The 12,676-nt window shown below is 73.9% G+C and carries 13 protein-coding genes; 4 read left to right on the top strand and 9 right to left on the bottom strand.

Going from position 1 to position 12,676, the window contains the following annotated elements; genetic code table 11:
* Positions 1-3 precede the first annotated feature (3 nt).
* Complete coding sequence (locus IO39_RS34180; protein ID WP_052423714.1) at positions 4-600, bottom strand: P-loop nucleotide/nucleoside kinase family protein; 597 nt, start codon at positions 598-600, stop codon at positions 4-6.
* Positions 601-828: 228 nt separating this feature from the next.
* On the opposite strand from IO39_RS34180, the gene secY reads away from it, so the two are divergent.
* Positions 829-2,121, top strand: coding sequence for a preprotein translocase subunit SecY (secY, locus tag IO39_RS34175; RefSeq protein ID WP_043632120.1), 1,293 nt, complete (start codon positions 829-831; stop codon positions 2,119-2,121).
* Between the two features lie 6 nt (positions 2,122-2,127).
* On the opposite strand, the gene IO39_RS34170 is transcribed toward secY, so the two are convergent.
* The 3 genes from IO39_RS34170 to IO39_RS34160 form a co-directional block, all read right to left on the bottom strand.
* Complete coding sequence (locus IO39_RS34170) at positions 2,128-2,778, bottom strand: response regulator (protein ID WP_043632228.1); 651 nt, start codon at positions 2,776-2,778, stop codon at positions 2,128-2,130.
* A gap of 137 nt (positions 2,779-2,915) precedes the next feature.
* Positions 2,916-4,049 (bottom strand): sensor histidine kinase, encoded by a 1,134-nt coding sequence (locus tag IO39_RS51215; RefSeq protein ID WP_052423713.1) that lies wholly within the window; start codon positions 4,047-4,049, stop codon positions 2,916-2,918.
* A 122-nt stretch (positions 4,050-4,171) separates the two neighbouring features.
* A complete protein-coding gene (locus IO39_RS34160) occupies positions 4,172-5,080 on the bottom strand; it encodes a phosphotriesterase family protein (protein ID WP_052423712.1) in 909 nt (302 codons plus the stop codon).
* A 154-nt stretch (positions 5,081-5,234) separates the two neighbouring features.
* Between IO39_RS34160 and IO39_RS34155 the strand changes: the two genes are divergently transcribed.
* Both IO39_RS34155 and IO39_RS34145 read left to right on the top strand, forming a co-directional pair.
* On the top strand, positions 5,235-5,684 hold the full coding sequence (locus IO39_RS34155) for a TIGR02611 family protein (protein ID WP_245642460.1): 450 nt from the start codon (positions 5,235-5,237) through the stop codon (positions 5,682-5,684).
* 176 nt (positions 5,685-5,860) lie between these two features.
* Complete coding sequence (locus tag IO39_RS34145) at positions 5,861-6,802, top strand: TolB family protein (RefSeq protein WP_052423710.1); 942 nt, start codon at positions 5,861-5,863, stop codon at positions 6,800-6,802.
* A gap of 131 nt (positions 6,803-6,933) precedes the next feature.
* Here the strand turns inward: IO39_RS34145 and IO39_RS34140 are convergent, their stop codons facing one another.
* Both IO39_RS34140 and IO39_RS34135 read right to left on the bottom strand, forming a co-directional pair.
* On the bottom strand, positions 6,934-7,254 hold the full coding sequence (locus IO39_RS34140; protein ID WP_043632105.1) for a GroES family chaperonin: 321 nt from the start codon (positions 7,252-7,254) through the stop codon (positions 6,934-6,936).
* 105 nt (positions 7,255-7,359) lie between these two features.
* Positions 7,360-8,295 carry an endonuclease/exonuclease/phosphatase family protein gene (locus tag IO39_RS34135; RefSeq protein WP_157549233.1) on the bottom strand — a complete coding sequence of 312 codons (936 nt, stop codon included), beginning with the start codon at positions 8,293-8,295 and terminating at the stop codon, positions 7,360-7,362.
* Positions 8,296-8,345: 50 nt separating this feature from the next.
* Here IO39_RS34135 and IO39_RS34130 point away from each other — a divergent pair, with 50 nt between their 5' ends.
* Positions 8,346-9,602, top strand: a complete 1,257-nt coding sequence (locus tag IO39_RS34130; RefSeq protein ID WP_043632098.1) for an ArgE/DapE family deacylase — start codon at positions 8,346-8,348, stop codon at positions 9,600-9,602.
* A 75-nt stretch (positions 9,603-9,677) separates the two neighbouring features.
* Here IO39_RS34130 and IO39_RS34125 read toward each other — a convergent pair whose 3' ends face one another.
* Genes IO39_RS34125 through IO39_RS34115 form a run of 3 tightly spaced genes read right to left on the bottom strand, consistent with a single transcriptional unit; the run spans position 9,678 to position 12,576 of the window.
* Positions 9,678-10,502, bottom strand: coding sequence for an ABC transporter ATP-binding protein (locus IO39_RS34125; protein ID WP_043632095.1), 825 nt, complete (start codon positions 10,500-10,502; stop codon positions 9,678-9,680).
* Positions 10,502-11,536, bottom strand: coding sequence for a FecCD family ABC transporter permease (locus IO39_RS34120; protein ID WP_043632091.1), 1,035 nt, complete (start codon positions 11,534-11,536; stop codon positions 10,502-10,504). Before IO39_RS34120 ends, IO39_RS34125 begins: the two co-directional genes overlap by 1 nt.
* Complete coding sequence (locus IO39_RS34115) at positions 11,533-12,576, bottom strand: FecCD family ABC transporter permease (protein ID WP_043632090.1); 1,044 nt, start codon at positions 12,574-12,576, stop codon at positions 11,533-11,535. The genes IO39_RS34120 and IO39_RS34115 overlap by 4 nt, the downstream gene beginning before the upstream one ends.
* Positions 12,577-12,676 lie beyond the last annotated feature (100 nt).

Raw genomic sequence — 12,676 nt, 5'->3', positions numbered from 1 at the left:
CCGCTACCGGGCGGCCTGACGGCGTGCCTGCCGGGCCGCCGGTGGGATGCCCGCCGCCGTGAGCTGCGCCCCGATCGGCGGCGCGCCCCGCCGGTTGTCGATCTCCAGATGCGGTACGGCCGGCGGCTCGTCCACCCGGATGTCGCGCAGGTAGCCCTCGAACCTGGCCAGCTTGCCCGCGTCCCTGCCGAGCCCCCTGGCCGTCAGCCGCTCGCGCAGCGTCGGCCCGTCGGAGCGCACCCACAGCAGCCGCACCGGCGGGCCGCCCAGCTCCGCCACCCACGCCGCCCACCGCGCCGCGTCGTGCACCTGCGTGGTGAACGGGCCGTCCAGCATGACCGGGCACCCGTGGGCGCGGACCTGCCGGGCGATCGCGGTCAGGCCGGCGTACTCGTGCCTTTTGACGTGCTCGTCGTACCAGGGGCCCTCGCGCTCGCCGTCGGGCCTGCCGTGGGCGCGCAGCACCTCGGCCGCGAAGCCGCCGTAGACCGTGTCCTTGTCGAGCAGGGCGGGCACCGGGGACAGGCGGGCGAGCAGCTCGGCCGCCACCGTGGACTTGCCCGCGCCCGGCGGCCCGCTGATCACCCAGAGCGTGCTCACGCGATCACCGTACCGGGTGGGGGCGCGGAGCCCGAACCGCCGGGGCGCGACGCCCTGACCGCGGGGCGCGACGCCCTGACCGCCGGGCGCGACGCCCTGACCGCCGGGCGCGGCGCCCGTGCCGGTGGGGGTGCGTGGCCCGTGCCGTGCGTCTACGTGAATCTGCGTACGCGGACGCCTCGTCTCAGCGGACGACCGGACCCGCCGCGGCGAGCAGACTTCCGGAGCATGTTGACCGTTTTGAGCAGGGTGTTCCGGGCGCCGGAGCTGCGGGGCAAGCTGCTGTTCACCCTTGGCGTCCTCGCCCTGTTCCGGCTGGGGCAGCTCATGCCCGCGCCGGGCGTGGACGTGGTCGCCGTACGCCAGTGCGTGGGCGACGCCGGCGGCGGCCTGTTCGACATGGTGCAGATGCTCAGCGGGGGCGCGATGTTGCAGCTCTCGGTGTTCGCGCTCGGCGTGATGCCGTACATCACCGCCAGCATCGTCATGCAGCTCCTCGCCGTGGTGATCCCCAGGCTCGACGCGCTCAGGAAGGAGGGGCAGAACGGCCAGGCCAAGATCACGCAGTACACCCGCTACGCCACCGTCGGCCTCGCCGTCCTGAACGCCGGCACCATCGTCGCCCTGGCCCGCACCGGTCAGCTCCTGCCCGGCTGTCCCCGGCCGCTGCTACGGGACGACGGGCTGCTCGCCGTGAGCGTGATCGTGCTGACCATGGTGGCGGGCGCCTGCGCCGTGATGTGGCTGGGCGAGCTGATCACCGAGCGCGGGGTCGGGAACGGCATGTCCCTGCTGATCTTCACCCAGGTCGTGGCCGTCTTCCCGGCGTACATGTCGAAGATCTTCGTGCTCAGCCCGGTGAGCTTCGTGGTGATGCTGGTGGCCGGGCTGTTCCTGGTGGCGGCCGTGGTCTTCGTGGAGCAGGCGCAGCGGCGCGTCCCGGTGCGGTACGCCAAGCGCCTGGTGGGGCAGCGTACGTACGGGGGGCAGAACACGTACATCCCCCTGAAGGTGAACCAGGCGGGCATCGTGCCGGTCATCTTCACCTCGTCCCTGCTCTACCTGCCGACGCTGGCCGCCCCGCTGCTGGGGCCCGAGGCGCGCACCTGGGTGGAGCTCAACCTCACCGCGGGCACGCACCCGCTCTACATGTCCGTGTACGTGCTGCTCATCGCCGCATTCGCCTACTTCTACGTGTCGATCACCTTCAACCCGGCCGAGGTGGCCGACGGCATCCGCAAGTACGGCGGATTCGTGCCCGGCATCCGGCCGGGGCCGGCCACGGCGGGATACCTGGGCTACGTGCTCAGCCGGCTGACGGCCGCGGGCGCGGTCTATCTCGCGGTGCTGGCGCTGCTGCCGCTGCTGGCGTTCGCGATCCTGCGTGACCCGGGCACGCAGCAGAACTTCCCGTTCGGCGGCACCAGCATCCTCATCATGGTCGGGGTGGGCCTGGACACGGTGAAACAGATCGAGTCCCAGCTCCAGCAGCGCAACTACGAGGGCTTCCTCAAGAGGTAGCCGGCCTCAGGCGGGCAGGGCGAGGCCGGCGCGCATGGCGAAGACCACGAGCTGGGCGCGGTCTCTGGCGTGCAGCTTGACCATGGCCCGGCTGACGTGGGTGCGCACGGTGTCGGGGCTGATCGTCAGCTCCCTGGCGATCTCCTCGTTCGACCGGCCCGTGGCCACCCAGGCCACCAGCTCCCGCTCGCGCGGCGTCAGCGTCTCGATCCCCTCGACCGGCTCGGCGCCGTGCCGCCCGAACAGGCCGATGACCTTCCTGGTGATGGCGGGCGACAGCAGGGCCTCCCCGGCGGCGACCACGCGTACGGCGTTGACCAGCTCGTCGGGGGCGCTGTCCTTGAGCAGGAAGCCGCTGGCGCCGGCCTGGAGGGCGGCGAAGATGTACTCGTCCATGGCGAAGGTCGTCACCACGACGACGCGGGTGCCGCGCAGCCCGGGGTCGGCGGCGATGGCCCGCAGCGTGGCCAGGCCGTCCATGCCGGGCATGCGGATGTCGAGCAGCAGCACGTCGGGCCTGGTGCGGCGGAGCAGCGCCAGCGCCGTGTGCCCGTCGCCCGCCTCGCCGACGCACTCCATGCCGGGCTCCCGCTCCAGCAGCGCCCGCAGCCCCATCCGCACGACCGCCTGATCGTCGGCGATGGCCACCCTGACCACGCCGCTCCCGCCCTCACCCGCCACGGCTCCGGCCACGCCTTCCCCCGCCTCGGGGCCGGCCATGCCGCGACCTGTCGCGGAGCCGCTCACGCCGCCACTCGTGGGCCCGGCCACGCCGTCGCGTGCCTTGGGCCCGGTCACGCCGGGACCTGCGGGAACCTGGCCACCACGCGGAAGCCGCCGCCCTCCCGGGGCCCGGCCGCGAACCGGCCGCCGGCCTCGGTCACCCTGGCCCGCATCCCGGCCAGCCCCCGCCCTTCACCCGCCCCCATGGCAGTGTCCACGGCAGTGTCCATGACGGTGTCCATGGCGGTCCCCATGGCAGTGCTCGTGCGTGCGCTCGCGCCCGGCCGCCCGGCGCCTCGGTCGGCGATCTCGATGACGAACTCTCGCCCGTCCCCGATCGCGCGCACGAGTGCCCTGGTCGGGCCCGCGTGCCGGAGCACGTTGGTGAGCGACTCGCGCACCACGCCGTAGACGGCGCCGTGGAGGTGGGCGGGCACGGTCAGCTCGGCGGGCTCGACGTCCACGGGCAGGCCCGCCGCGCGTACACCATCGATGAGGCCGCCCAGGTCGCCCGCCGGCGGGTCGATGCGATCCAGCGCCGCCCGCAGGTGCGCGAGGGCCGTCGTGCTGGTCTCCTTGATCGCCCGCAGCGAGGCCCGCGCCTGCTCGGGGTCGTCGTCGAGGGTGACGAGCGCGAGCCCGGCCTGCATCGCGATGGCCGCCAGCCCGTGCCCGGCCGCGTCGTGCACCTCCCCGGCGATCCTGGCCCGCTCCCGCGCCAGCACGTCGGACGCCCCGACGCCGGACGCCCCGACGCCGGACGCCCCCGCCTCGGACGCCAGGCCGGTGGTCTCCTCGCCGGTGCTCGCCACGAGGGCCGCAGACGGAGCGGGGGTGCTGTCGCCGCAGGACAGGACGGTCGTGAGCGGAGCGGTCCGGGCCGCGGGGATGCCCCACGCCACCGTCTCGCACCGCCCATCGCGCGGCTGCTGAGCCAGCCCGGGCAGGGTGGCGGGGGCCGGGGGCGGGCCGGGGGGTTCCTGGGTGAGGGCGGGTGGCTGGACCTGGAGCGCTTCGGCGTCGGCCGCGGCCGCCGCGGCGGCGGCGCGGGCCTGGGCGAGGCCGCTGAACGACCACGGCACGGCCAGCCAGCCGGCCCACGCCAGCATCATCACGACGGGTATGTCACCCAGCCGGCTCAGGCGCGAGAGCGTGGCGAGCGGCCTGCGCAGACGCCCGGTCCTCCGCGTGTCCTCGGTCGCCATCCCCCCACCCGCTCAGGCTCGTGTCGTCCCGATCCTAGCGAGCTTTCACACCGTACGGCCCTGCCGCGGCCCGTCCAGGCCCCACGAGGTGATCTTGCTCGGGATGGCCGGGGAAGGATGCGTCAGGACAGGCCCTCGGTGAGCCAGCGCAGCGGGTTGTCGTGGGTGACCAGGCGGATCACGTCCTCGCCCGTGCCCGCCTCGCGCAGCCGCGGCAGCAGCGCCGCGAACAGGTGCGCGTACCCGGGCCCGTCATACCTGCGCACCTGCGCCACCCGGCTCAGGCCGGTGCTGAGCAGCAGGCGGTCGGCGTGGCCGTCCTCGATGAGGCCGAGCGCGATCCTGGCCGCCTGGTCGGCGCCCAGGCCCAGCAGGCCCAGGCTCACGTACGCGCCCGCCTCGGCGATCTTCCTGGCCGCGCCCAGGTCGGTGCCCGCGTACCCGACGGCCACCCGCGAGCCCGGCAGGTTCTGGCCGAGCAGGATCTCCAGCAGGGCGTGGCCGTTCCGGCCGTGCGTGGCGACGGGGAGGCGCGAGCGCAGGGAGGCGCGGGCGGCGGCGATCAGGCAGCGCTCCTCGCGCGGCGTCGGCTCGGCGCCCCAGCAGCCCACCTCGCCGATCACGCCGGGAAAGACGCCTGTTCCGTCCACGCCGCTGACGATCTCCTCCATGAGGGTGGCGGTGAGCGTGTCCACGTCCTGGTCGCCGACGTTCGTGAACGGCTCGGCGTACAGACCGGTCGAGGCGATCACCGGTACGCGGCTGCCGGCCGCGATCCGGGCCAGGGCGGCGGCGTCGCGGCCCATGCCGATGCAGGTGAGGTCCACCACGAGCCCGAGCTGGTCGGACTGGCGCAGTTCGCGCAGCTCGGCGGTGACCGTCGCCTCCTCGTCCAGCCAGCGGTGCGGGTCGGAGTCGATGCCGACCGCCCAGCGCAGATCCGTGCGCAGGTGCTCGTTGGGGAGCACGGCGCCTTCGATGGCGGCCGCGCGTACAGGGCCGGTGACGGTGCGGAGTAGAACCTCGGGCATAACAGACATTAACCGATATTTGCTGGAAACTGCCTGATCAACGGGAGATTTTACTGGTTATCGCGTTTGGTGCTTTGCTAGTCGACTGCAAGTGGCCATGGGGGGCAGGGCCGTATCCTTGAGGGCATACCGACTGCCGGGGGGAATAGTGCAGGTGAAGAACTCCGACACCGGCGACGCCGACGTGATCAAGGACGAGGCCGCCGGCCGTTCGGGCATGCCCGGACGCCGCAGGGGTCTGAAGGGCTGGCTCGACGGCGTGCGCTCCACGCGCGCGGGAGCGCTCACCCTGAAGATCGTGGTCGGCCTGGTCGGCGCCGTCATGGTGGTGGGCGGGCTGGTCATGGTGCCGTTCCCCGGTCCGGGGTGGCTCGTGGTGTTCGCGGGCCTGGCGGTGCTGGCCACCGAGTTCCACTGGGCGCACAAAGTGCTGGAGTTCGGCAAGCAGACGCTGCACGCCTGGACCGAGTGGTACAAACGGCAGGGCTGGCTGGTCCGCATCGTCGTGCTCGTCGTCACGGTGGCCGCCGCAGGGGTGATCGTCTACTTCGGCCTGCTCACGCTCGGCATCGACGTCATCGAGATCGCGCAGCGCTTCGTCTAACGGCGTTTCCGCTCAACGGGCGGCGGCTCCGGCCGCGCTTCCTCCGGCCGCGCTTCGTCCGGTTCGGCTTCGTCCGGGATCTGCTTCGTCGGGACGGTGGCCGCGAGGGGCGTCGTTTCCAGACCGGGTCGTTATCCCCGGGCCGGATTCGGCGCTGCGCTGTCTATTCTGCGGGCGTGATCGCTCACCTCGCCCTCGTGGCGTCCATGGTGGCGGGGCCGGCGGTGGCGCCCGCCGCCCTCGTGGCGCCACCGCCGGCCGAGCTGGTGCTGCCGGGCACAGGCGGCATGAAATATCACGAAAAACCGGGCGACCCGGTACGCCTCGCCGCCTACGGCCTCGGCACCCGGCGCACCTACCTGCGATCCGCCACCGGCAACTCCTTCACCAGGCTGACGACGCTGTCCGAGGTGTCCGTCGCGCCGGACGGCCGGTGGACGGCCGGCGTGCCCGCCTCGTACCGCTCCGGCCAGGACGTGCTCGTCCTCACCGGCAGAGCCACCGGACAGACCACCCGGGTCCGCACGGTGCGCAAGCCGCTGACGGCCTCCCGGGTCTCCTGGTCGCGGGACGGCCGGCGGATCGCGCTCACGGTCGAGCGGAAGAGCGGCGGCAAGTGGCGGGTGCTGGGCTTCACCGTCGTGGACGTGGCCGCCAAGACCGCCCGCACGGTCCGGATCGCGGGACTGCCCGCCGACGCCGCCTTCTGGTGGAGCCCCGGCGGCGACCTCGTCTCGGCGCACGGCGGCGGCCTGCGCTTCTACCGGCACACCGACGGGGCGGTGCTGCGCACGTTCGCGAGGGTGGGCCTGCCGACCGGCCCCGAGAGCTCCTTCTCGCCCTCGGGGAAACGGCTGGCCACCTGGTGCCCGTCGCGCTTCGACGAGCAGCTCTGCCTGGTCGATCCGGCCACCGGCCGGATCGCGCGGCGGGTGGACGCGCGGCCGGAGGCGCTGCTCGGCTGGTGGGACGAGCGGCACGTGATCGCCGTCATGGCCCACCGGGGCGCCTACCGCCTGTCGGTGCTCGACCTGCGCGGCCGGGTCACGCGCGTGCCGGCCGCCCTGCCCGCGCGGGCGTGGGCGGCCGAGTTGTGGCTCTCCTTCACCAGGACCTAGAAACTCCACCAGGACCCGGAAGATCCACCAGTCGCCAGGAAGACTCGCCGGGATCCAGGCGGTTCACCAGGACGTAGGGAGATCCACCAGGGCCCGGCGGATTCACCAGGGCTCGGGGAGACGCCACCTCGTCACAGATAGAGGCCGGTGCCGTGGTCGGTCTCCTGGGTGGCCACCGCGTGCAGGTCGCGCTCGCGCATCACCAGGTAGACCTTGGCGTGCACCTCGACCTCGAACTGGTCCTCCGGGTTGAACAGCACCTTGTCGCCCACCTTGACCGAGCGCACGTTCGTGCCGACGCCGCAGACCTCGCCCCAGGCGAGCCGGTTGGCCATCTTGACCGTCGCGGGAATGACGATCCCGGAGCCGCTGCGCCGCTCCTCGGCCTCCTGCTCCAACCTGATCATGACCCGGTCGTGCAGCATCTGAATCTCGAACTTGGGCTCTACCACGCGCTCCAGTTTACGAGCAAGCGGACACCCGGTCTTCCCGGGACGCCCGCACTCCGCCACCCAACGTAACCGCCACCCCTCCAAGCCCCCGGCCGGCGTGCGGGCTCAGGGCAGCCGGAGCTCGGCGAACACCGGGCGGTGGTCGGTGCCGTGGAGCGTGAGCACCGCGAAGCCGCGCACCGCCATCCGCTCGTCCGCCAGCACGTGGTCGATGGCCACCCCGGGCGACTGCCACCACGGCCCGAACTGCGGCCAGGTCGGCACGAACCCCTGCCCCGTCACGTCGGCGGCGTCCCGGTAGCCGGAGGCCAGCAGCTCGCGCATCGGCAGGTGGTCGAGCGTGGCGTTGAAGTCGCCCGCCAGCACCCGGGGCGCGTCCCGGCCGGCCCGGGGCAGCGCGTCGAGCCCGGCCCGCCAGCACGGCTGCCGCCCGAGCCGCTTGGGCGCGCACGGGTGCACGGACACGACCTCGATCCGGGCGCCGCCGGGATGCGCCAGCCACGCCCTGGCCTGGCCGAACGCGCCGATCTTGAGGTAGCCGGCCTCCTTGAGCGGATGCCGCGCGTACACGGCCGATCCGCCCACCCCGGTCAGCGGCCTGGTCACGGCGTGCCGCAGCGTGCGGCGCAGCCCCGCCCGCTCCAGCCGGCGCATCGCGTCCGGGGTGAGCTCCTGCAACGTCAGCACGTCCGGCCGCCACCGCTCCACCAGGGCCATCAGCTCCTCCGTGCGGGCCTTGCCGACCATCAGGTTGGCCGCCAGTACCCGCAGCGTGGCCCCCTCGGCGCCGGGATTGCCGTCCGGCAGCGCGCGGGGCAGCAGGGCGGGCGTCAGCGCCAGCACCGACACGAGCGCCACCGTGCCGGCCGCCCACCGCCGCAGCACGCAGGCCAGCGCCAGGGCCAGCACGGCGGCGGCCCCCACGTACGGCGTGAACGACACCAGCGGCACCCACGGCCACTCCGGCTCGAAGCCGCTCAGCCGCAGCGCCGCCCACACTCCGCAGGGAACCACCACGATCCAGCTCATCCAGGTACGCACGTCCTGTATCTCCACGAAGGCGGGTGAAGGTTCATGAGAGGGTGTGCACCATGCACGACGTGGAAGCCCGGGTCCTCAACGCCATCGACGAGGCGGAGACCGTCAACCTGCTGGCCGAGACCGTCAGGGTCCCCAGCGTCACCGGCACCGACGCCGAGTCCGACCTGCAGCACCGCTTCGCCCGCCTGCTCACCGAGGCCGGCATGGAGGTGGACGTCTGGAAGCTCGACCTGGCCGGGCTGACCGCCCGCCCCGGCTTCCCCGGCACCGAGGCCCCCAGGACCGAGGGGTACGGCGTCGCGGCCGTCACCCCCGGCGGCGAGGGCCCGCCCGCGCTGGCGCTGCAGGGCCACGTGGACGTCGTGCCGACCGGCGATCTGGCCAAGTGGGCGGGCAGCGACCCGTTCGCCGCCCGGATCACCGGCGACGTGCTGCACGGGAGGGGAGCGTGCGACATGAAGGCCGGCCTGGTGGCCAACCTGGCCGTGGCCCGCGCCATCGCCAGGGCCGGGGTCAGGCTGGCCAGGCCGCTGGCCGTGCACTGCGTGATCAGCGAGGAGGACGGCGGGCTCGGCGCGTTCGCCACCCTGGCCAGGGGCCACACGGCCGAGGCCGCGGTGATCAGCGAGCCGACCGGCGGCGCGGTCATCACGGCCAACGCGGGCGCGCTGACGTTCCGGCTGGAGATCGCCGGGCGGGCCGCGCACGGCGCCACCCGGTACGAAGGGGTCAACGCGATCGAGGCGTTCTGGCCCGTGTTCGAGGCGATCAGGCGGCTGGAGGCCGAGCGCAACAGGGACGTCCCCGAGCTCTTCGCGGGCAACACGATGCCGTACCCGATCGAGATCGGCACCGTGCGCGCGGGCGACTGGGCCAGCACCGTGCCCGACCTGCTGGTCGCGGAGGGGCGGCTCGGGGTGCGGCTGGACGAGGACCCGGCGGCGGCGCGGGCCGCGTTCGAGGAGGCGGTCGCCGGCGTCGCCGACCCGTGGCTGCGGGCCAACCCGCCGGTGGTGACCTGGCCGGGCGGGCAGTTCGCCAGCGGCCGGCTGCCCGCGGGGCACGAGCTGCTCGGCCAGGTCGGGCGGGCGGTGGAGGAGACGACCGGCCGGCGGCCCGCCGAGACGGCCGCGCCGTACGGGAGCGACCTGCGGCTGTACGCGGCGGGCGGCATCCCGACCCTGCACTACGGCCCCGGTGACGTGCGCTACGCGCACGCGCCGAGGGAGCAGGTCGAGCTGCGCGAGCTGCGCGAGGTCACCCGGGCCCTGGCCCTGCTCGCGGTACGCCGCTGCGCGGCACTCTGACCACCACCGGAAGGCCGGCCGGCGCCGGGCCCGAGCAGGAAACCGGTGCCGGGCCCGTCAGGACGGCCGGCGCCGTCAGAAGGCGGCGGTGGCGGGGACGCGGCGGCGGGCCTCGGGGACGATGAGCGGGGTGCCGGACTGCGGGTCCTGGATGATCTCGCAGCGCAGGTCGAACACCTCACGCACCAGCTCCGGCGTGACGATCTCCGTCGGGTCGCCCTCGGCCAGGATCCGCCCGGCCTTCATCACGATGAGGTGCGTGGCGTACCGGCACGCCTGATTCAGGTCGTGCAGCACGGCCACCATGGTCCGCCCCGCCTCGTGCAGCTCCGCGCACAGGTCGAGCACCTCGATCTGGTGGGAGATGTCCAGGAACGTGGTCGGCTCGTCCAGCAGCAGGATCGGCGTCTCCTGCGCCAGCGCCATGGCCAGCCACACCCGCTGCCGCTGCCCGCCCGACAGCTCGTCCACGATCCGGTCGGCCAGCTCGGTCACGTCGGTGGCGCGCATGGCCTCGTCCACCGCCGCCTCGTCGGCCTTCGACCACTGCCGCATGAGCTTCTGGTGCGGGTAGCGGCCGCGCGCCACCAGGTCGGCCACGGTGATGCCGTCGGGCACGATGGAGCTCTGCGGCAGCAGCCCGAGCCGCCGCGCCACCTCCTTCGACGGCAGCGAGGTGATCACGCTGCCGTCGAGGTGCACGGCGCCCGCCTTCGGCTTGAGCATCCTGGCCAGCGCCCGCAGCAGGGTGGACTTGCCGCAGGCGTTCGGGCCGATGATCACCGTGAAGGACTCGTCCGGGATCGCCACGCTCAGGCCGGTGGCCACCACGCGCTGGTCGTAGGCGAGGGTCAGGCCGGTGCCGGTCAGGCGGGAGCCGGAGGTTTCGAGCGAGGCCATCAGTGGCGGTCCTTTCGGAGGAGCAGCACGAGGTACGTACCGCCGATGGCGGCGGTCAGCACGCCGACGGGGAGCTGGGTGGGGGCCAGCAGCCGCTGCGCGGCCAGGTCGGCGGCGGTCAGCAGGACGGCGCCCATGAGCGCGGAGGAGGCCAGGGTCACCCCGGGGGAGCGGGTGAGCCGCCGGGCGAGCTGCGGCGCGGCCATCGCCACGAAGATGACGGGCCCGGCGGCGGCCGTGGCCACCCCGGTCAGTAGCACGCCGGCCGCGATGGCCGCCGCGCGCACCGCCTCGACCCTGACGCCCATGGCCTTGGCCGCGTCGTCGCCCATCTCGATCATCCGCATCGGCCGGGAGATGTACGCGCACAGTGGCAGCAGCACCAGCAGCGCCAGCGCGACGGGCCGCGCGTGCTCCCAGCCGCGCCCGCTGAGGCTGCCGGTGAGCCAGGCGCCCGCGGTGGCGGCGTCGTTGATGTTGGCCCGGGTCAGGATGTAGGAGTTGACCGCCAGTAGCAGCGCGTTGGCCCCGATGCCGACCAGGACCAGCCGGTAGCCCTGCACGCCGCCCCGGTAGGCCAGCGCGTACACCAGCACGGCCGTCACCACGCAGCCGGCCAGCGCGCCGCCCGCGATCGTCAGGGCGGAGCCGCCCGCGACGACGGCGATGATGCCGCCGGTGGAGGCGCCGGCGGTGAAGCCGATGAAGTCGGGGCTGCCCAGGGGGTTCCTGGTCAGGCTCTGGAAGATGGCCCCGCCCATCCCGAACGCGGCGCCGACCAGCAGCCCGGTCACCACGCGCGGCGCGCGCAGCTTGCCCACGATCAGCTCGGCGACCGGGGTGCCCTGGCCGAAGAGCGCGCCGATGATGTCGGGCACCGGCACGGTGAACTCGCCCGTGGACAGCGCCGCCACGGTCACCAGGAGGCCGGCCAGGAGGAGGAGCAGGCTGACGAGCAGGGCGCGCGGCGCGAGCCGGACGGACCAGGGGCCGAGGCGGACGTTCAGGGACCCGCCGGCGGGGGCGTCTCTCATAGGGCCGCCACCCGCTTCCGCCTGGCCAGCAGGATGAAGATCGGCGCGCCCACGATCGCCCACACGATGCCCACCTGCACCTCGCCGGGCCGGGCGATGAGGCGGCCTGCCACGTCGGCCCCGAGCAGCAGCACCGGCGCGGCCAGCGCCGAGTACGGCAGCACCCACCGCTGGTCCGGCCCCACCAGGGCGCGCACGGCGTGCGGCACGATCAGCCCGACGAACCACAGCGGCCCGGCCGCCGCGGTGGCCGCGCCGCACAGCAGCGTCACGGCCACGCCGGTGAGGATCCTGGTGCGGTTGACGGCCACGCCCAGCGCCTTGCCCGCGTCGTCGCCGAGGGCGAGCGTGTTGAGCGGCCTGGCCAGCATCAGCCCGAGCACCAGCCCCGCCACCATGAACGGCGCCAGCCGCACGAGCGTGTCGGCCGTCTGCCCGGCCAGCGAGCCGGCCAGCCAGAACCGCATCCGGTCGAAGGTCTGGGAGTCCATGCGCAGGATGGCCGAGGCGACGGCCGTGCACACCATGCCGAACGCGACCCCGGCCAGGGCCAGGCGCACCGGGCTGGAGCCGGAGCGGTTGGCGGAGGCCAGGGCGTACACGATGGCGGAGGCCAGCGCGGCGCCGCCGAAGGCGAACCAGATGTACACGGTGGGGTCGGACAGCCCGAACACGCCGAGCGCGAGCGTGACGCCGAGCGCCGCGCCCTCGTTGACGCCGAGCAGGCCGGGGTCGGCCAGCGGGTTGCGGGTCAGGCTCTGCATGAGCGCGCCCGCCAGGCCCAGCGTGGCGCCCACGCCCAGGCCGAGCAGCGTGCGCGGGACGCGCAGCTCGCGGATGACGGTGTGGTCGTTGGAGCCGTTCGGCGCCAGGAACGCGTCGATCACGGTGGAGAACGACACCGAACGGGCGCCCAGCGCCACGCTCGCCATGGCGACGAGGGCCAATAACGCGATCGTGACGACCAGCCCCGCGACGAGCACCGGGGGGCGTGCCCTGGCCGCCCGCTCGTCGCTCGCCCCGGCCCGGGTGGTGCTCACCGCCTGGCCCGCTCCGGCCGCAGCCGTGTCCGCAGCCGTGTCCTCAGCCGGGCGCACCCGACCCCCTCTCCTAGCAAGGTGAACTTAGGCAAGGCTAATC

It is taken from the genome of Nonomuraea candida, assembly GCF_000725485.1.
GTDB lineage: Bacteria > Actinomycetota > Actinomycetes > Streptosporangiales > Streptosporangiaceae > Nonomuraea > Nonomuraea candida.
The sequence above is the reverse complement of the archived record's forward strand: the minus strand, read 5'-3'. Positions and strand labels throughout refer to the sequence as shown.

Coding starts and splice junctions, on each gene's coding strand:
- secY (WP_043632120.1), top strand. CDS start 829: ATGTTGACCGTTTTGAGCAGGGTGTTCCGGGCGCCGGAGCTGCGGGGC.
- IO39_RS51215 (WP_052423713.1), bottom strand. CDS start 4,049: ATGGCGACCGAGGACACGCGGAGGACCGGGCGTCTGCGCAGGCCGCTC.
- IO39_RS34160 (WP_052423712.1), bottom strand. CDS start 5,080: ATGCCCGAGGTTCTACTCCGCACCGTCACCGGCCCTGTACGCGCGGCC.
- IO39_RS34130 (WP_043632098.1), top strand. CDS start 8,346: ATGCACGACGTGGAAGCCCGGGTCCTCAACGCCATCGACGAGGCGGAG.
- IO39_RS34125 (WP_043632095.1), bottom strand. CDS start 10,502: ATGGCCTCGCTCGAAACCTCCGGCTCCCGCCTGACCGGCACCGGCCTG.
- IO39_RS34120 (WP_043632091.1), bottom strand. CDS start 11,536: ATGAGAGACGCCCCCGCCGGCGGGTCCCTGAACGTCCGCCTCGGCCCC.